At 69.6% G+C, this 17,446-nt stretch carries 17 protein-coding genes; 8 read left to right on the top strand and 9 right to left on the bottom strand.

The features are described from left to right. Positions 1 to 10: 10 nt before the first annotated feature. On the bottom strand, positions 11 to 1,300 hold the full coding sequence (locus HH310_RS03315) for an ATP-binding protein (RefSeq protein WP_169173891.1): 1,290 nt from the start codon (positions 1,298 to 1,300) through the stop codon (positions 11 to 13). A gap of 176 nt (positions 1,301 to 1,476) precedes the next feature. Here HH310_RS03315 and phoU point away from each other — a divergent pair, with 176 nt between their 5' ends. Beyond that, the gene (gene phoU, locus HH310_RS03310; RefSeq protein WP_169174317.1) at positions 1,477 to 2,130 is read left to right on the top strand and encodes a phosphate signaling complex protein PhoU; all 654 of its coding nucleotides are present in this window, start codon (positions 1,477 to 1,479) and stop codon (positions 2,128 to 2,130) included. Between the two features lie 55 nt (positions 2,131 to 2,185). On the opposite strand, the gene HH310_RS03305 is transcribed toward phoU, so the two are convergent. After that, positions 2,186 to 2,932 (bottom strand): phosphoglyceromutase, encoded by a 747-nt coding sequence (locus HH310_RS03305; protein ID WP_248293659.1) that lies wholly within the window; start codon positions 2,930 to 2,932, stop codon positions 2,186 to 2,188. 134 nt (positions 2,933 to 3,066) lie between these two features. Between HH310_RS03305 and HH310_RS03300 the strand changes: the two genes are divergently transcribed. Beyond that, entirely contained in the window at positions 3,067 to 4,344 is a 1,278-nt protein-coding gene (locus HH310_RS03300; RefSeq protein WP_169173889.1) for an MFS transporter, read from the top strand. A gap of 13 nt (positions 4,345 to 4,357) precedes the next feature. Continuing rightward, complete coding sequence (locus HH310_RS03295) at positions 4,358 to 5,749, top strand: MFS transporter (RefSeq protein ID WP_312033799.1); 1,392 nt, start codon at positions 4,358 to 4,360, stop codon at positions 5,747 to 5,749. 2,106 nt (positions 5,750 to 7,855) lie between these two features. On the opposite strand, the gene HH310_RS03290 is transcribed toward HH310_RS03295, so the two are convergent. Continuing rightward, entirely contained in the window at positions 7,856 to 8,338 is a 483-nt protein-coding gene (locus HH310_RS03290; protein WP_169173888.1) for a YbjN domain-containing protein, read from the bottom strand. After that, entirely contained in the window at positions 8,332 to 9,612 is a 1,281-nt protein-coding gene (mshA, locus tag HH310_RS03285; RefSeq protein WP_312033798.1) for a D-inositol-3-phosphate glycosyltransferase, read from the bottom strand. The genes HH310_RS03290 and mshA overlap by 7 nt, the downstream gene beginning before the upstream one ends. A gap of 131 nt (positions 9,613 to 9,743) precedes the next feature. Here mshA and HH310_RS03280 point away from each other — a divergent pair, with 131 nt between their 5' ends. Together HH310_RS03280 and HH310_RS03275 are read left to right on the top strand one after the other, a co-directional pair. Continuing rightward, on the top strand, positions 9,744 to 10,499 hold the full coding sequence (locus tag HH310_RS03280) for an SDR family oxidoreductase (RefSeq protein ID WP_169173886.1): 756 nt from the start codon (positions 9,744 to 9,746) through the stop codon (positions 10,497 to 10,499). Further along, on the top strand, positions 10,500 to 11,249 hold the full coding sequence (locus tag HH310_RS03275) for a class I SAM-dependent methyltransferase (RefSeq protein WP_169173885.1): 750 nt from the start codon (positions 10,500 to 10,502) through the stop codon (positions 11,247 to 11,249). It begins immediately after the preceding gene. A gap of 25 nt (positions 11,250 to 11,274) precedes the next feature. Here HH310_RS03275 and HH310_RS03270 read toward each other — a convergent pair whose 3' ends face one another. Continuing rightward, positions 11,275 to 11,667 carry a response regulator gene (locus tag HH310_RS03270; protein ID WP_169173884.1) on the bottom strand — a complete coding sequence of 131 codons (393 nt, stop codon included), beginning with the start codon at positions 11,665 to 11,667 and terminating at the stop codon, positions 11,275 to 11,277. A gap of 289 nt (positions 11,668 to 11,956) precedes the next feature. Between HH310_RS03270 and HH310_RS03265 the strand changes: the two genes are divergently transcribed. Beyond that, a complete protein-coding gene (locus HH310_RS03265) occupies positions 11,957 to 12,169 on the top strand; it encodes a hypothetical protein (RefSeq protein ID WP_169173883.1) in 213 nt (70 codons plus the stop codon). Between the two features lie 57 nt (positions 12,170 to 12,226). After that, positions 12,227 to 12,931 carry a HAMP domain-containing sensor histidine kinase gene (locus HH310_RS03260; protein ID WP_312033797.1) on the top strand — a complete coding sequence of 235 codons (705 nt, stop codon included), beginning with the start codon at positions 12,227 to 12,229 and terminating at the stop codon, positions 12,929 to 12,931. Here the strand turns inward: HH310_RS03260 and HH310_RS03255 are convergent, their stop codons facing one another. The 3 genes from HH310_RS03255 to HH310_RS03245 all read right to left on the bottom strand — a co-directional run bounded on the left by HH310_RS03255 (position 12,932) and on the right by HH310_RS03245 (position 16,170). Next, the gene (locus HH310_RS03255; RefSeq protein ID WP_248293658.1) at positions 12,932 to 13,717 is read right to left on the bottom strand and encodes an SRPBCC family protein; all 786 of its coding nucleotides are present in this window, start codon (positions 13,715 to 13,717) and stop codon (positions 12,932 to 12,934) included. It lies immediately after the preceding gene. 76 nt (positions 13,718 to 13,793) lie between these two features. Next, positions 13,794 to 14,516, bottom strand: coding sequence for a hydrolase (locus tag HH310_RS03250; RefSeq protein ID WP_169173882.1), 723 nt, complete (start codon positions 14,514 to 14,516; stop codon positions 13,794 to 13,796). Between the two features lie 94 nt (positions 14,517 to 14,610). Continuing rightward, positions 14,611 to 16,170, bottom strand: coding sequence for a methyl-accepting chemotaxis protein (locus tag HH310_RS03245; protein WP_169173881.1), 1,560 nt, complete (start codon positions 16,168 to 16,170; stop codon positions 14,611 to 14,613). 215 nt (positions 16,171 to 16,385) lie between these two features. Here HH310_RS03245 and HH310_RS45210 point away from each other — a divergent pair, with 215 nt between their 5' ends. Beyond that, positions 16,386 to 17,201 (top strand): peptidoglycan DD-metalloendopeptidase family protein, encoded by an 816-nt coding sequence (locus HH310_RS45210; protein ID WP_312033796.1) that lies wholly within the window; start codon positions 16,386 to 16,388, stop codon positions 17,199 to 17,201. On the opposite strand, the gene csrA is transcribed toward HH310_RS45210, so the two are convergent. Then, the gene (gene csrA, locus HH310_RS03235; protein ID WP_169173879.1) at positions 17,194 to 17,427 is read right to left on the bottom strand and encodes a carbon storage regulator CsrA; all 234 of its coding nucleotides are present in this window, start codon (positions 17,425 to 17,427) and stop codon (positions 17,194 to 17,196) included. The genes HH310_RS45210 and csrA overlap by 8 nt on opposite strands. Positions 17,428 to 17,446 lie beyond the last annotated feature (19 nt).

The raw sequence follows: 17,446 nt of genomic DNA, 5'->3' as shown, positions 1-17,446 counted from the left end.
GGGGTCCGAACTATCGCCCGGCCGCACCGGACTCGATCTCAATTGCTGTTGGTAACGGCAAAGGGGCTTCAGGGGGACGCGACGGTAGGCGCAGAGTGAACGTCGAGCCGTCTCCCAGGACGCTGGTGACGTCCACCCGGCCGCCGTGGTTGGTGGCGATGTGCTTGACGATGGCCAGGCCGAGGCCGGTTCCGCCGGTGGACCGTGACCTGGCCTGATCGGCGCGGTAGAAGCGCTCGAAGATCCGGTCGACGTCGTGCGGCGCGATGCCGATGCCCTGGTCGGCCACGTCGATCTCGATCCAGTCGGTGTCCTCACGCAAGGTGAGCTCGACCTTGGTGTCCTCACCCGAGTACGCGATCGCGTTCTCCACCAGGTTGGTCACCGCGGTCGCGATCTGGGTGTCGCTGCCGTAGACCATGGCACCCTTCGGACCCCCGTACAGGACCTCGATGCTCTTCGCCGAGGCGGTGGTCCTGGTGCGGTCGATGACCTCGGCGATCACCCAGTCCACCGACACCGGCTCGGGCGTGGGCAGCGGCTCGGCGCCCTGCAGCCGGGTCAGTTCCAGCAGCTCGTTGACCAGCCGGCCCATCCGGGCGGACTCGTGGTGGATCCGCTCGGCGAACCGGCGGGCCGCGATCAGATCCTCGGACATGTCCAGCTCGGCGCCGGCGCTGGTGGCGGGCGCCTCGGTCGCGTCCAGCAGCGCCTCGGCCAGCAGTTGCAGCGCGCCGATCGGCGTCTTGAGCTCGTGGCTGACGTTGGCCACGAAGTCGCGGCGGACCCGGGCCAGACGGTGCGACTCGGTGACGTCGGCGGCCTCGACGGCGACATGCGTCGAGTTCAGCGCGACGGCGCGAAGGTGCAGGCCGAGCGGTGCGTGCGCTTCCCCGGCACGGCCTCGCGGAAGATCAAGTTCCACTTCCCGGCGTACGCCCGTACGGCGCACCTGCCCGGCTAACGTCCGCAGGATGGGGTGCGCCGCGATCGTGCCGGGAGCACCGCCGGAACGCAGCAGACCCATGGCCCGGGCGGCCGGGTTGACCAGCACCGGCTCGTCTTCCGCATCGAGCACCACGACACCGACACGCAGCGAGTCGAGACTCTTGCGACCGAGCCCCTTCATGCCGTGCTTGCCGTGCGGCTCGTCCTCGGTGTCGATGGCGCGTCCCCTCTTGTCGGAGCCGGCGCCCGACGCCTGCTCAGGCGATCGGCGAGCGCGTGTGAGCAACACCCCCGCGACCGCGCCGACGACCAGCGCGACGAGGGCGAGGATGATGCCGGACGCCAGGTTCACGCAGCGATCGTAGGGTCATTGTTTACCTAGGTCCTATGGCCAGACGGACATAACGGGCGCGCTTCGAATAATGTTCACCACTACGCCCGGCGGCGTTCATCGCCGTTCATGCCGAGGCCGCTGGGTTCACCTAGCGTGTACGTCACACACCGCCTCCAACCCCCAGGACAGAGATGATGCGCGAAGAGTTCCAGGCCGACCTCAACGAGGTCAGCCGCCTCACGGTGACCATGGCGGAGGCGGTCCGGGCAGCGATGCGCAATGCCACGACCGCGCTGCTCACCGCCGACCTCGATGCCGCTCGGGAGGTCATCGAGCGCGATGTCGAGGTCGACGCGATCAACAGCCAGCTGGAAGCCAAGGTCGCGGACACGCTGGCCCGGCAGGCTCCGGTGGCCACCGATCTGCGGCGGGTGATCACCGCGCTGCACATCGCGGCCGACCTGGAGCGGATGGGCGACCTCGCCGAGCACGTCGCCAAGACGGCGCAGCGGCGGCACCCGTCGCCGGCCGTGCCGGCCGAGCTGCGCCCGGTCTTCCAGCAGATGTCCGTGGTCGCCGACCGGATGGCCGAGAAGATCACGAAGCTGCTCGGGGACCCGGACGCCAAGCTGGCGGCCGAGCTCGAGACCGACGACGACGCGATGGACGACCTCGAGCGCGAGTTGTTCAAGGTGCTGCTGGACGCCACCTGGCCGTACGGCGCCGAGACCGCGATCGACGGCGCGCTGCTGGGCCGGTTCTACGAGCGGTACGCCGACCACGCCGTGAACATCGGCGAGCAGCTGGTCTACCTGATCACCGGCGAGCCGGTAGCCGATCAGGACTGAGCAGGCTTCGGAGAGGGCCGGGACTCCACGGGGGCGTCCCGGCCCTCTCCGCTGATCAGCGACCCTGGTTGGCGACCGCGGCGGCGGCCTCCTTGGCCGCCTCCGGGTCGAGGTACGCGCCGCCCGGCGTGATCGGGCGCAGGTCCTCGTCGAGGTCGTAGCGCAGCGGGATGCCGGTCGGGATGTTCAGCTTCGCGATCGCCTCGTCGGAGATCCCGTCGAGGTGCTTGACGATCGCGCGCAGCGAGTTGCCGTGCGCCGCGACCAGCACCGTCTTGCCCGCCCACAGGTCCGGGACGATCTCGTCGTACCAGTACGGCAGTGCCCGGTTCAGCACGTCCTTGAGGCACTCCGCGCTGGGCTTGAGCTCGGGCGGGAGCGCCGCGTACCGCGGGTCGTCGAACTGGGCGAACTCCGAGCCCTTCTCGATCGGCGGCGGGGGCACGTCGTAGGACCGCCGCCAGAGCATGAACTGCTCCTCGCCGTACTCCTCGAGGGTCTGCTTCTTGTCCTTGCCCTGCAGCGCGCCGTAGTGCCGCTCGTTGAGCCGCCACGACCGCTTCACTGGGATCCAGTGCCGATCCACGATGTGCAGCGTGATCTCGGCGGTCCGGATCGCGCGGCGCAGGACGCTGGTGTGCACGACATCCGGCAGGACACCGTGCTCCTTCAGCAGCTCGGCGCCGCGCCGGGCCTCGTCCTCGCCCTTGGCGTCCAGGTCCACGTCGACCCAGCCGGTGAAGAGGTTCTTGGCGTTCCACTCGCTGTTGCCGTGTCGCAGCAGCACCAGAGTCCCTGTCATGCGGTCCATAGTGCCGCAGCCGCTTGTGAGCGCCGGTAAGCACCCTCACGTGGTGACCGCCACGTGGAATATCGCTTGCGCCAGCACCTAGTTTGTAAGGGGATAAATCGAGATCACTAATTACTGGGGGCGGCGTGGGCGGATGGTTCAGACAGACCGCGGGAGGCTTCCCCCGGCAGTTCTGGTTCCTCTGGACCGGAACACTGATCAATCGGCTCGGCGCCTTCGTCGTCATCTTCCTGGCCATCTACCTGACCGGCCAGCGGCACTTCTCACAGAGCCAGGCCGGCCTGGTGATCGGCCTGTACGGGGTGGGCGGCGCGATCGGCACCACGGTCGGCGGCGTCCTGGCCGACCGGTGGGGACGGCGGCCCACCATGCTGCTCGCCCAGTTCAGCGCCGCGGCTCTGATGCTCACGCTGGGCTTCGCACACGCGTACTGGCAAATTCTCTTGGCGACCCTGCTGCTCGGCTTCTGCAGCGAGGCCGTGCGCCCGGCGTTCCAGGCCATGATGATCGACGTCGTCGGCGACCGGGACCGGGTCCGGGCGTTCTCCCTGAACTACTGGGCGGTCAATCTCGGGTTCGCGTTCTCGTCGGTGGCGGCCGGGTTCGCGGCTCGGGCGAACTATCTGCTGCTGTTCGTGATCGACGCGGGCACCACGCTGATCACCGCGGTGATCAGTCTGATCTTCCTGGCCGAGACGCGGCCCCCTCGTTCGGCCGCGTCTGGCGACCGGGTGCGGACCGGCGGCCTGGGCACTGCTTTGCGGGACCGCGTCTTCGTCACCTACCTGCTGATCAGCCTCGGCGGCATCGTCGTGATGATGCAGCACATGTCGACGCTGCCGATCGCGATGACCGCGGACGGCCTCTCCGCGGCGACCTACGGCTGGGTGATCGCGGTCAACGGCATCCTGATCGTGCTCGGCCAGCTCTTCATCCCACGGCTGATCGAGGGCCGGGACAGCGCGCGCGTGCTCACCATCGCGGCGCTGATCGTCGGCGTGGGCTTCGGACTGGTCGCGTTCGCCCACGCGGCCTGGTTCTTCGCGCTCACCGTGGTGATCTGGACGTTCGGCGAGATGCTGCAGTCGCCGTCCAACGCGGTCACGGTCGCATCGCTCTCGCCGGCTCTGCTGCGCGGCCGCTACCAAGGTCTGCAATCGCTGTCCTGGTCGGCCGGGACGGCGTTGGCCCCGGTCGCCGGCGGCTTCACCCAGCAGCACTTAGGCAACACGGCGCTGTGGTTCGGCTGCTTCCTGCTCTGCGTGCTCGTCTCGCTCGGCCACCTGCTGACCGGGCCGAGCCGGCGCCGCCGCATGGGCACCTTGGTCTCCCGCCCGGCGCTCGACGCGGCCCAGCCGCTCGCTAGTAACCTTCCCGACGGAATCGTTAAGACAGTTTCCTAACGGAGGTTGGTCCGTGCGGAGTTTTCTCCGGGACACGGCAGGCGGCATGCCCGCGACGTACTGGTACCTCTGGACCGGCATCCTGATCAACCGGGTCGGCGGGTTCGCGGTCCTCTTCCTCTCGCTGTACCTGACCGCGCAACGGGGCGCGAGCACCGCGATGGCCGGGCTCATCGTCGGCACGTACGGGATCGGCGGCATCCTCGGCACACTGCTCGGCGGCGTGCTCAGCGACCGCTGGGGCCGGCGGAACACGTTGCTGGGCGCGCATTTCCTCTGCTCGGTCGTGCTGGCCGGCTTGGCGCTGAGCAGCAACCTGGTGGTGATCGCCGGCTTGTGCCTGCTGCTCGGCCTGCTCCAGTCGGCCCCGAGCCCCGCATTCGTCGCCGCGATCATCGACGTGGTGCCGGCCGAGCGCCGCTCGCGCGCGTTCAACCTGCAGTTCTGGGCGTTCAACTTGGGGACCGCGTCGGCGTCCCTGCTGGCCGGACTGCTGGCGCAGTGGAGCTACGTGGGCTTGTTCCTGATCGACGCGACCTCAACGCTGATCGCCGGCGCGCTGATCGCGTGGAAGGTCCCCGAGACCCTGACCCGCACCAGTTCGGCCCAGGTCCCCACCGCGTCGGCCGGGCGCTGGACGAGACGCTTTGGGTGGTCGGCCGGGCGATCTGGGCGGTTTGGGTGGCCCGCGGGCCGGCCCGGGCGGTTTGGGTGGCCCGCGGGCCGGCCCGGGCGGTTTGAGTGGTCGGCGGGGCGGCCTGCTCGTCCTGCCCGTTCGGCGGGCCTGGCCACCGCGCTGACCGACCGGATCTTCCTGGCCTTCGTCGGGCTCACGCTGCTGCAGGCGCTGATCTTCAGCCAGAACAACACCATCGTCCCGCTGGCCATGCGCGACGACGGTCTCAGCCCTTCCGCGTACGGCGTGGTGGCGGCCCTGGGCGGCGCATTGATCGTGGTCGGGCAGCTGTTCGTGCCCCGGCTCATCGACGGCCACCGCAAGGACCGGGTGCTCGCCGTCGCGCTGCTCGCGAACGGTATCGGCTTCGCGCTGCTCGCACTTGCGGACTCCCTGGTCGCCTACGTGATCGCCGCCGTGGTCTGGACGGTCGGCAACATGCTGGCCGCCCCGCCAAACGCCGAGATCAATTCCGAGCTGGCACCACCTTTGCTGCGCGGCCGCTACCAGGCCGTCTTTTTCCTGACATTTCCGGCGGCCTCCTTCTTGGCACCCTCGTTGGGCGGCCTCGGCCTGCAGTACCTGGGCAACGCACACTGGCTGCTGATCGGCCTCTTGGGCGCAGCCGCGGCCCTCCTGCACTTGGCCGCCGGCCCACCCCGCGAACGCCGAGTCGCCACCATCCGCGACCAGACCGCCCTCACCACCGCCGACGCCCACCCCAGCTAACTCCGCCCCCCGCCACCGCCGAGCCCTCGCCCACCCCGAAGAGCCCGCGCCGCCCCGAGCCCTCGCCCGCCCCCAAAGAACTCACGCCACCCCGAGCCCCTCGGCCGCCCCCGCCACCCCCGAGCCCCTCGACCGCCCCCAAGCGCCCGCGCCGCCCCCGAGCCCCATCGCTCTCACTATTCGGTCTCAGATGTCTGCATGCTGTAACTGTTCAGCTGGTTCCGTCGGCCGGGAGTCCCGTGCGAGGCGACGCCGCCAGGCCCGGGCAGGTCCCAACTCCCCACAGTGGGCGCCCCCCACCCCGGTGTGGGCAGTCGCGACGCCGGGGAGGCGGTGGCTCCCCACACCGCGGCCACCCTCACCCACGTGTGGGGAGTCGCGACGGCAGGGAGGCTCCGGCTCCCCACACCGCGGCCACCCTCACCCACGTGTGGGGAGTCGCGACGGCAGGGAGGCTCCGGCTCCCCACACCGTGGCGACCCACAACGGGTGTGGGGACCCGTCACGGCCGGAACGTCCCAGCTCCCCACAGCGACGGCCCTCAGGTCCGCCGCGGAAGGCCACCGCATCGGAGGGTGAGCGGCGCGAGAACCAGCTGAACAGTTCCGCATGGTGGACGACCGTCCTCTCTGGACGGTCGTTTTGTCGGCCTAAGCGGCTTTTGTACGACGGGTTTAGCGCCCAATGTCGAGACCTTGGAGAGTTACGCCCATATACGAGCCATAAGTCTCCAAGGTCGCGAAAATCCGACTGCGGCCCCGGAATCGGATGCGTCGCAGCCGATGACCGACCGCATGCGACGAACGCCTTCAAGAACAACGCCACGGCCGCGCTCTTCCGGCACCACCGCCTAACCCGCCGACACGGCCGCGCCGACTCAAGGGCTTCGCGCGCTTTGCGGGTTCACCGAATCACCGGGTTGCCGACTCACGGCTGCCAACTCACGGCTGCCAACTCACGGCTGCCAACTCACGGCTGCCAACTCACGGCTGCCAACTCACGGCTGCCAACTCACGGCTGCCAACTCACGGCTGCCGGCTCGCGCGGTTGCCGGCTCGCGAAATCGCAGCGTTGCGGGATCGCTGGGCGCGCGGTTGTGGGCTCGCGCGTCGCCGGATCACGGGTTGCGGGATCGCGCGGTTGGTGAGCTCGCGCGGCTATGGCGTTCTCGCAGTTGCCGGCTCGCGCCGTCGCGGGATCGCAACCGCGTTGCCGCGTTGCCGCGTTGCGGAATCGCGGGGTAGCCGGCGCGGGCGGTTGCGGGCTCGCGCGTCACCGGATCACGGGGATACGGGCTCGCGGGGGTTGGTGCGCCGGCGCATGGCGTTCGTGCGGCTGCGGGCGCGCGCGCCGCGGGACCCCGGGATCACGGCATCGCGGGGTCACGGCGTTGCGGGATCACGGCGTTGCGGGGTCACGGCGTTGCGGGACCGCGGCATCGGCATCGCGGGATCACGGCGTTGCGGGATCACGGCGTTGCGGGATCACGGCGTTGCGGGATCACGGCGTTGCGGGATCACGGCGTTGCGGGACCGCGGCATCGCGGGATCACGGCGTTGCGGGGTTGTGGGGTCGGCGGATCGCGGCGTTGCGGCATCGCGGGGGTTGCGGTTTTGGTCGCGAGGGCGAAGCCCCGGAAAAACCGCAACCAACCCGCCAAGGCCAACCACAACATCGTGGGGTTCCAGGGGGCTCGGCCCCCCGGGCAGAAATGAAGAGAGGGCCACGGTCCGCGCTTTCCGCGGACACGCGGCCCCTGCACTCTCGCGCCGGCGGCGGCGGACGACGCCCATCCCCATAGGCGTCGCCCGCACTAACCGCCGGTCTCGGGTCGCGCCGTCCCCCAACGGCATATGCCACCCGTCCCCAAACGCCGACCGCGGTGACCATCGCTGGCCAACCAGTTCCCCGAACTAACGGTTCGGCGTCCATTGATTACGCTAGTTGGGCCGGTCAACCCTCACAAGGCACTTGGCTGTCCGCCATCTGTCTGGACCGTCACAGTCACCGACATCTGGCCGATCGGCGGATGACGACTCCCTCATCCGGGCTCCCCCAGACGGACATTTTCATTGATGGGTAACAGGTATTGAGGAACGGCGGCGTTCAGGAGGCGGGTGGTGCCAGATGCTTGAAAGCTTGAAGATTGGCCAGCGATTCGCCGCGTTTGACCCGCCATTCCCACTCGCGCCGGATTGACGATCCGAATCCGATCTCCAGCATCGTGTCGAACGACTCGTCGGCGTACGTGAGAACCGCCCCCAGCAAACGGTCGAGCTCGTCCTCGTCGAGGCTTTTGATCGAGACGCGGCCGGTGAGGTAGACGTCGCCGACGGTGTCGATGGAGAACGAGACGCCGTACATGCGGGCGTTGTGCCGCAGCATCCACGCCCAGAGCTCTTCGTGCCGTTCGTCCGGGTGGCGCATCACGAACGCCTCGATGCGCAGCGCGTGCTCGCCGAGGATCAGGTTCACCGCGGTCTTGAGCTTGTGGGTGCCGGGCAGGGTCACCACGTACGCGTCCGGGCCGGTGCGTTCCCACTCCAGCTCGCGGTCGGTGAGGACCCGCTCGATCAACTCGGTCACCATGCGTAGCACTTCTCCAGGCGGGCCGCGATCATGGCGCGGCGCTCGGTCATCGCCTCACCGTAGACCTGGATCAAGCCGTCGGCCGTGCGGTCCCAGGAGAACTCGGTGGCGTGCGCCACGGCCCCCTTGGACAGCAGCCGGCGCAGCCGGGGTGCCTCGATCAGCTTGGCCAGCACGCGGGCCCACTCACGCGGATCGTGCCCGTCGACGAGCACGCCGCTGGTGCCGTCCTGGACCGCGGTGACCAGGCCGCCGACCGACGCCGCCACGACCGGGGTGCCGCACGCCTGGGCCTCGAGCGCGACCAGCCCGAACGATTCGTTGTACGACGGGACCGCGACCAGGTCGGCGGTGCGGTAGAGCGCGGCCAGGTTGTCGGCGCATTGCGGCGGCAGGAAGACCACCGAGTCGCTGACGCCGAGCGACGCCGCCAGTTCCATCAGCGCGGACGGCCGTTCCAGGCCGCTGCCGCTGGGCCCGCCGCAGATCACCAGCGTCGCGTCGCTGGACGTGGTCGCTTTCATCACGGCCAGCGCGGAGACCAGCACGTCCGGCGCCTTGAGCGGCTGGATGCGGCCGACGAACGCGATGATCGCGCCGGTGGGCGGCAGGCCGAGCCGGTCCCGGTCAGACGGGCCGGGACGGAACCGGTCGAGGTCGACACCGGGCTGGACCACTGTCGTACGGGTCGGGTCGGCGCCGTAGTGGTAGACGAGGTCCTGCGCCTCGAACCGGGTGTTCGCCACCAGCCGGTCGGATTCCGCGATCACCTGCTCCTCGCCGATCACGCGGGCCTTGGGCTCGGGCCGGTCCCCGTCGGCGATCAGCCGGTTCTTCACCTTCGCCAGAGTGTGCGCGGTGTGCACGTGCGCGACGCCCCACCGCTCGCGGGCGAGCCAGCCGACCTGTCCGGAAAGCCAGTAATGCGAGTGGATGAGGTCGTAGTAGCCCGGCGGGCGGGCGGCCTCGGCACGCAACACGCCGTTGGTGAAGGCGCACAGCTGAGCCGGAAGATCTTCCTTGCTCAGGCCCTCGAACGGCCCGGCGGTCACGTGACGCACCAGGACGCCCGGTTCCATTTCGACGACCTTGGGAAGGCCACTGCGCGTCGCCCGGGTGAAGATCTCCACCTCGACGCCGCGGCGGGCCAGCCGTTTCGATACCTCGACGATGTAGACGTTCATGCCGCCGGCGTCGCCGATGCCCGGTTGTTCCAAGGGGGAAGTGTGAACCGAAAGGGTGGCGATGCGCCGCGGGGTCGGCCAGTCAGCCACGACTAATCCTCTCGAAGTGGGGGAAAACACACATTAACTTGTTACGTCCTTGTCAATCTTCCCCTTGCGAAGCGTCTGAACCACCATGCCTCGTTCCCGTGGTGACACATGTCATCCGCAAAGATGGAGCGATGGTGAACTACGCAGTCGTGACCGGAGCATCGAGTGGAATCGGCGCGGCCACCGCCCGAATGCTCGCCTCCCAAGGCTTCCACGTGATCGCGGCGGCCCGCCGCACCGACCGTCTGTCGGAGCTCGTCAAGGAGATCGGATCGTCCGCGACGGCTGTCGAAACCGACGTGACCTCGGACGAGTCGGTGGCCCGGCTGGCCGAGGTGGTGGCGGGGCTGGACGGCCCGCTCACGCTGCTGGTCAACAACGCGGGCGGGGCGGCCGGTCTCGACGAGATCGAGGTCGGCTCGGTCGAGGACTGGCAATGGATGTTCGACGTGAACGTCCTCGGCACGCTCCGGACGACAAAGGCGCTGATGCCGGCGTTAATCGCGAGCGGCAACGGCACGATCGTGACGGTAGGGTCGACGGCGGCGTTCGTCCCGTACGAGGGCGGCGGGGGTTATGTGGCGGCCAAACACGCGCAGACCGCCCTGGTCGGGACACTTCGCCTGGAGATCGTCGGAAAGCCGGTCCGGGTGATCGAGATCGACCCGGGCATGGTCCGCACCGACGAGTTCTCGCTCAAGCGGTTCGGCGGCGACCAGGCCCGCGCGGACGCGGTCTACCAGGGCGTCAAGGAACCGCTGACGGCCGAGGACATCGCCGACCTCATCGTGTTCGCGGCGACCCGTCCACACCACGTCAACATCGACCGCCTGGTGGTCCGCCCGCTCGCCCAGGCGGCCCAGCACAAGGTTCACCGGGAGAGCTGAGTGAGAATTGTCGGCGCGATCACCCGGGGGACGACCAACCCCAATCGGTTGCGTCGCGTCGACAACTTCATCGCGTACCGCTGCGGGAATCTGCTGATGCGATCAGCGCAACCCATGGTCATCGACCTGGGTTACGGCGCGACGCCGGTCACGGCCGTGGAACTCCACAGCCGCCTGGCGGCGTCCGTCCGCCCGGACGTCACGGTGGTCGGTCTCGAGATTGATCCGGTACGCGTCCACGACGCCCAGCCGTACGCCGATCCGCCGCACCTGGAGTTCCGCCGGGGCGGATTCGAACTCGCCGGCCTGACGCCCGTGGTGGTTCGCGCGTTCAACGTGCTGCGGCAGTACCCCGAGGACGAGGTCGACGCGGCCTGGCGGCAGATGACCGCGACCGGCGCGCTGCTGGTCGAGGGCACCTGCGACGAGCTGGGCCGCATCGCGACCTGGGCGGTGGTCACCGACGGGGAACCGTCGACGCTGACGCTGTCGGCGCGACTGTCCGATCTGGACCATCCGGCGACGTTCGCCGAGCGGCTGCCGAAGGCGCTGATCCACCACAACGTGCCCGGCCATCCGGTGCACGATCTGCTGAGCGCGCTGGGCCGGGCGTGGGAGAGCGAGGCCACCCCGTTCGGTCCGCGGCAGCGGTGGATGGCCGCGGTGCGCCGGATGCGCGACGAGGGCTGGACGGTGCTGGACGGCCCGGCCCGCTGGCGCCGCGGCGAGATGACGGTCCCCTGGCCGTAAAGCTGGAGCCGTAAAGCTGGAGAGGTCAGGCGCCGGCGATGGAGCGCAGCGCCGTCAGCAACGACTCGCTGCTGAACGGCTTCTTCACCAGCAGCGCGTCCTCGTCGATCAGGCCCTCGGCGACCGCCATGTCCTTGGGCAGCCCGGAGATGTAGATGACGTGCATGTCCGGGCGCACCTCGGTGGCCGCGCGGGACAGCTCGCCGCCGGAGACGCCCGGCAGGCCGAGGTCGGTGACCAGGATGTCGATCTTGCCGGGGTGGTCGCGGAGCACCGTGATGGCCTCCTGGGAGTCGCCCGCGATCAGGGTGTCGAAGCCGCGACGCTGGAGCATCCGGTGGATGATGTCGCGCAGGTCCTCCTCGTCGTCGACGACCAGGACGGTGGGGCGCGCCTCGGAAGCGGACTCCTGCGACATGGGTCCTCCTGCGGTGAGCGTGGTGCCGATGGGCCACGACGTCCCGGCCCACTCGCGATTCACGCTATCGGCGCGAGGTTGCTCCGGGTGTGGTTCGGCGTACATCGCCCGGCGGGCATACCGGAGGCCGCCCGGGGAATTGCAAAAGCTGGTTGCACCTGGGTTGCAACGCCCTCGACACGGTGCCACCGCCCCGGAAGATCGAGGGGAAGGCTAAGGATCCCCCCGGCGAGAACCGATCTACCCGCTGTCAGAACCGCTGACGCCGTCACCGAGCAAGGAGAGCGATATGACCGCCCTGGTGTCGCCCGAGATCACCACCGCTTCCTCGCTCGACGAGCGCTGCGACCGCTGCAGCGCCGCCGCCAAGCTCGAGGTCACCCTGGCGAGCGGCGGCGAGCTGGCGTTCTGCGGCCACCACGCCAACAAGCTGCGCGAGGAGATCCTGGGCGTGGGCGCCCGCATCGTTCTCGAGGACGGGTTCGACTGGGCGGGCAAGTGACCGCTTGACCCGCATTCGTCGCGTTATGCTCGGCTTCTCCGCCAGTGAGGGGCTTATGTGCGAATCGTGGGGCGGTTCCCCGAGCCCGAGCCGGGCCACGAGCGTCTGCGCGCGGAGAATGCCCGGCTCGAGGCCGCTCTCACGTTCAAGAACGATCTCACCTCGATGCTCACGCACGACGTGGCGCAGCCGATCAGCTCGATCGCCAGTCTCGCGGAGCTGCTGACCGGCGACTGGAATGAGCTGCCGGACGACGTACGGCTGGAATTGGCTCAGAAGATCGACCGGAACACGCAGCGTCTGATCAAGATGATGAACGACCTGCAGATGCTGTTCCGCCTGGATCCGCGCGCGGTCGCGGCACGCCGGGCCCCGGTGCCGCTGCTGGAGGCGGTCCGGACGGTGGCGTCCGGCGACGTGGTCATCGAGATCGACGAGGACCTGTCCGCGCTGGCCGACCGCGCCCACCTGCTGGCGGTGCTGCAGAACCTGCTGGCCAACGCCGAGACCTACGGCAAACCCCCCATTGCCGTACGCGCGTTGCGGCGCGACGACATGGTTGAGCTGACCGTCAGTGACCGCGGCCCGGGCCTCCCGGAGGATCTCCTACCGAGCCCGTTCGACCGGCTCAAGCGCGGCGCCGGCCTGGGTCTGTTCATCGTCCGGCACCTGGTCGAGGCGAACGGGGGCTCGGTGCGTTACGAGCATGCCGAGCCCCACGGCGCGAAGCTGATCGTCTGCTGGGCGGCCGCGCACGTGTGACTAGCGGCCGGAGCTGCCGCGGTCCTCCTCGTTGATCATGCCGTCGCCCCAGGCGTCCCGCGCGTCGCTCCGGCCGCCCATCCGCGCCTTTCCGGCACCACCGCGGACCGGGCCGGCCTTCGCGATCCGGCGGCCGGGGGCCAGGACGTTGTCCAGGTCGTGCGCGCTCCGGATGCCGGGCGCGGTGGTGATGTCCACGTTCGTGCCCATCTGCTGGGCCGTCATGTCGTGGTGCGGCAGGTTGGCCGGGCTGGCGTTGCTGCGCTCGGCCGCGCTGGTTCCCCAGCCCGCGCCCGGGTGGGCCGGCTTGTTGCGGATCCGGGCCGCCACCGACGCCGGCGAGGGCAGCTGCTTGGTGCTGGCGCCACCCAGCGCGCCGCGTTCGACGAGACCCTTGAACGTGGTCAGATCGGCCTTGAGCCGCTTGGTCAGCGATGCCTGACCGTGCCGGTCGCTGGGCATGAGAAACGCGATGTCCGCCTCGAGCTGGGCCACCACCTGCGTCTTGGTCTCGCCCAGCGGACGCACCGTGATCGTCTCGGCCAGCAGCGGGCCGTCCACGGTCGACCAGGAGACCCGTTCGTCGAGCGAACGTTCGTTTATTTTCGCGTCGAACTCGCGGCGCTTCCCGTCCAGGTTCATGATCCAATGTGTCTGGTCCTGGCCGATCGCCGTGACCTCTTCGACGCCGCTCATGAAGCTCGGGTAGTTCTCGAACGCGGCGAGTTGTTCGTACACCGTGTGCAGCGGCGCACTCACCTCGATGGCCTGCTGAACCATGCTCATCGCATCTCTCCCTGCCGTCGTGAGGCTTGGCAAGACCGAGAGTACGGAGATGATTACTCTTCGCGTTTGGTTTCCGTCAGACGCGGAGCAGGTACTGCCAGCGGCCCACTTCGGCCGCGTACCGGGCGTCACTCGCGGGCACGAGAGCCACGTGTGCTTCACGCAGCGTCGCGACGACCCGCGCGGACGGACAGCGCCACGCCTCGCTGATCTCCACGAGCGCACCGGTCTCGCGGCAGGCCGTGGCGAGCGCGCCGATCAGCTCGGCGGTCAGCACGGTGTCGTCCAGGCCGACCTGAGCGAGCAGGCCGAACGGACGGGCGAGCTGGGCCGGGGCGTACCGGGAAGCTCGCTCGATGCCGTTGATCGTGGCGGTGACCAGGTTCTCGGCGACGGCGGCCGGGGTCAGCTCGCCGGTCGCAAGCATCGCGCGTACCTCGCGCACGTTCAGGATCTCGAGGCCGAGCGGCAGGTGGGAGACGGCGACCGAGACGGCCTCCAGGCTGCTCAGATCGGCCGGCCAGTCGAGCCAGCCGTCCGGCCGGACGACCTCGACCTCGGCGGCGACCCGCAGGGTCATCTCGGTACGCCGCTGGGCCCGGCGGACGGCGTCGGCGAGCGCGGGCAGCCACGCGGTGTCCGGACCGACCTGGTCGGCGAAGGTGAGCGAGCGGAGCCCGGCCTGGTCGGCGGCCGCGACGATCACGCCGACGCTGTCCCGCCCCGCGGCGAAGCCGGTGTGCACGTGCGCGTCCACGCTCAGGTCCAGCGCGGTGAACGTGTCCTGCTCAGCGCCCACGAGTACTCCCCGGCTCAGGGACGGGAACTTCCCGTCTGGCAAGAGAGTGCGGTCGCCGCGTTATCGGCGCTGGTCCGCCACGGGTGCAGTCCGGTTAGAGACGGAAGGCGCCGACGAGGTGCCGCAGCTCGTCGGCGGTGCGGGCGACATCGCTCGACGCCGTACGGGTCTGCTCGACGCCCTGCACCGAGGTGGCGCTGGCCGAGGCGACATCGGCGATGTTGTTCGCGATCCGGGCCGAGCCGTTGGCGACCTCGGCGATGCTGCGGCTCATCTCGCCGGTGGTGGCGGTCTGTTCCTCGACGGCCGAGGCGATCGTCGTCTGGAAGTCGTTGATCTGCGCGATCACCTCGGAGATCCGCGAGATCACCTCGACCGCCCCGCCGGTGTCCTGCTGGATCGCGGTGACCCGGGTGCCGATGTCCTCGGTCGCCTTCGCGGTCTCCTGCGCGAGATCCTTGACCTCGCTGGCGACCACCGCGAACCCCTTGCCCGCCTCGCCGGCCCGCGCGGCCTCGATGGTCGCGTTCAGCGCGAGCAGGTTCGTCTGCTCGGCGATCGAGGTGATCAGCTTGATCACGTTGCCGATCTCGCTCGACGAGTCGCCGAGCTGGCGGATCGTGTCGGTGGCCCGGGCCGCCTCGGCCACCGCGACCCCGGCGATCTTCGCGGCCTCACTGGTGTTCTGCGAGATCTCCCGGATCGACAGCCCCATCTGTTCCGAACCGGCCGCCACCGAGTGCACGTTGCGGGCGATCTCCTCGGCCTCGGCCGACGCCGACGAGGTCTGCCGGTCGGTGTTCGCGGCCGCCTCGGCGATCTGGCCGGCCACCGCGGACAGCTCGCCGGCCGCGGCGGCGAGCGCGTCCGCGTTGCGGCCGATGGTGTCCAGCGATCCGCGGATCGCGTCGAGCGCGTGGTCCAGGCCGGACGCCATGCGACCGAGCTCGTCGCGGCTGGTGATGCCGCTGCGGCCGGTGAGGTCGCCCTGGGCGAGCCGTTCGATCACGGTGCCCAGCGTGCGCACCGGCCGCAGGATCGAGCGGGCCAGCGGGACGGCCAGCAGGATCAGCAGGGCGAGACCGGCCAGCGCGATGCCGGCCGAGAGCAGCCTCGTCGACCGGATCGTCGCGGCCATGTCGCGCTCCTCCTGGGCGACGGCGGCGCTCACCTGGTCCACGAGTCCGCCGAGCTCGTCGTCGGTGACGTGGTTGCGCTCGTTGATCTCGCCGAGCCGTCCGGACACCGAGCGCACGTCGGCCTTCGCGGCGGCGGCGAAGTCTTTGATGAAGGCGCTGAAGTCGACGAAGTCCGGGCGGTACTTCGCGAACGCCGACGCGAAGTTCTCCGGCATGTTAGCGGCGACGACCGCGTCCGCCGCCTCGGTGGACGACTGCACGTCGTCCTCGACGTCCTGGGTGACGTCCTGGCCGAGGGCCGCCCGGAAGGCGTCCACCTTGAGTTCGCTCTGCCGGGTGTCCAGGTGGTTGAGCGCGGCGAGACCGCTCTGCAGCCGGGACACCAAGGAGCCTTGATCGGCCAGCCGGTCCTGGCCGATGAGCGCGATGACCGCCATGGCGGCGAGTGCCACCGCGCCGGTGACCACGATCAGGGTCAGCCGCTTCGCTATGCCGAGTTGCGCCAATCGCGACATCGATCCTCCGCTACGTCATCTGCGGACTGCCGGGGGACGGCACTAGGGTTGTGGAGATGCCTTTGAGCCCATCATTGGTCCGGTTCGACGGCATGGGTGCCGTTTACGCGATTTCCGTCGGCAACTGTTCCGCCCCTGCGCGGGAACTCGGCGGCAGCCGGCGCTCGGGAGCCTTCTTCGAGGGCGCACGCATCCGCGTGCCCGGAGGGGGAACCGTGAAAGCCCGTTATCTCGCCGCGCTCGCCGCCGCGGCCGTTCTCGGCGGCAGCCTCGTCGCGACCACACCCGCCGCGGCCGCCGCCAAGTACGCCGGAACCGGCATCGCGCAGACCGGTGGGACGCCGTTGAACATGCGGCGTACGCCGTCGTCGGCCGGCGAGCGGCTGGGTGAGGTGACCAACGGCGGGACCGTCTGGATCATGTGCCAGATCAAGGGCGACCGGATCACCGGCGCGGTACGGACCACCGACGTCTGGTTGCGCCTCGCGAACAACACGTACGTCTCGGACGGTTACGTCCGCCGTGCCAGTTTCCCGATCCCGGCGTGCGCGAGCGCGCCCGTGGTGATGCCGCCGGTGTCCGGCGCGTGGCAACTGCCGGTCGCGGCCGGGCTGGTCAGCGGCTTCCACACGGCACAGCGGCCGACGCACGCCGGCGTCGACCTGGGTGCCACGCGGAACACGCCGATCCGGGCGGCCTCGGCCGGTTCGGTGATCCGGGTGGTCTGCAACGTCTCCCAGGGCACCTGCGACGTCGACGGCAACCGCGGCATCGCCGGCTGTGGCTGGTACGTCGAGGTGCAGCATGCCGGCAACATCGTCACCCGCTACTGCCACATGGTCCGGCGCCCGTCGGTGGTCGTCGGGCAGCGCGTCGCGAAGGGACAGATCCTCGGCTACGTCGGGACGTCCGGTTCGTCGTCCGGCCCGCACCTGCACTTCGAGGTGCACGTGAACGCGCCGCCGGCCACCTCGGCGAACGCGGTCAGCCCGATCACCTTCATGCGGGCGCGCGGCCTGGTTATCAAGTAGGCGGCTGGATCATCTTGGTGACCGCCTGCACCGCGTCGTCGGCCGGTGAGGCCGCTTCACGGTTGGCCGCCTGGAGCTCGCGATAGACCTCTTCGCGATGCACCTGGATGTCGCGCGGCGCCTGGATTCCCAGCCGGATCACGTCTCCGCGGGCCTCGAGAACCGTGATGATCACGTCGTTACCGATCATCACGCTCTCGCCGGCTCGTCTGGTGAGCACCAGCATCGTCGGTGCCTCCTCCATC

The organism is Actinoplanes sp. TBRC 11911 (genome assembly GCF_012933445.1).
Taxonomy (GTDB): Bacteria; Actinomycetota; Actinomycetes; order Mycobacteriales; family Micromonosporaceae; genus Actinoplanes.
Note: the sequence above shows the minus strand (reverse complement) of the source record. Positions and strands in the feature narration are given on the sequence as shown.

What these genes read in the sequence shown, in the direction of transcription:
- HH310_RS03255 (WP_248293658.1), bottom strand. Translation starts at nt 13,717, where the DNA reads ATGAGCATGGTTCAGCAGGCCATCGAGGTGAGTGCGCCGCTGCACACG.
- HH310_RS03290 (WP_169173888.1), bottom strand. Translation starts at nt 8,338, where the DNA reads ATGGTGACCGAGTTGATCGAGCGGGTCCTCACCGACCGCGAGCTGGAG.
- HH310_RS03270 (WP_169173884.1), bottom strand. Translation starts at nt 11,667, where the DNA reads ATGTCGCAGGAGTCCGCTTCCGAGGCGCGCCCCACCGTCCTGGTCGTC.
- HH310_RS03265 (WP_169173883.1), top strand. Translation starts at nt 11,957, where the DNA reads ATGACCGCCCTGGTGTCGCCCGAGATCACCACCGCTTCCTCGCTCGAC.
- phoU (WP_169174317.1), top strand. Translation starts at nt 1,477, where the DNA reads ATGCGCGAAGAGTTCCAGGCCGACCTCAACGAGGTCAGCCGCCTCACG.
- csrA (WP_169173879.1), bottom strand. Translation starts at nt 17,427, where the DNA reads ATGCTGGTGCTCACCAGACGAGCCGGCGAGAGCGTGATGATCGGTAAC.
- HH310_RS03305 (WP_248293659.1), bottom strand. Translation starts at nt 2,932, where the DNA reads ATGACAGGGACTCTGGTGCTGCTGCGACACGGCAACAGCGAGTGGAAC.
- HH310_RS03280 (WP_169173886.1), top strand. Translation starts at nt 9,744, where the DNA reads ATGGTGAACTACGCAGTCGTGACCGGAGCATCGAGTGGAATCGGCGCG.
- HH310_RS03245 (WP_169173881.1), bottom strand. Translation starts at nt 16,170, where the DNA reads ATGTCGCGATTGGCGCAACTCGGCATAGCGAAGCGGCTGACCCTGATC.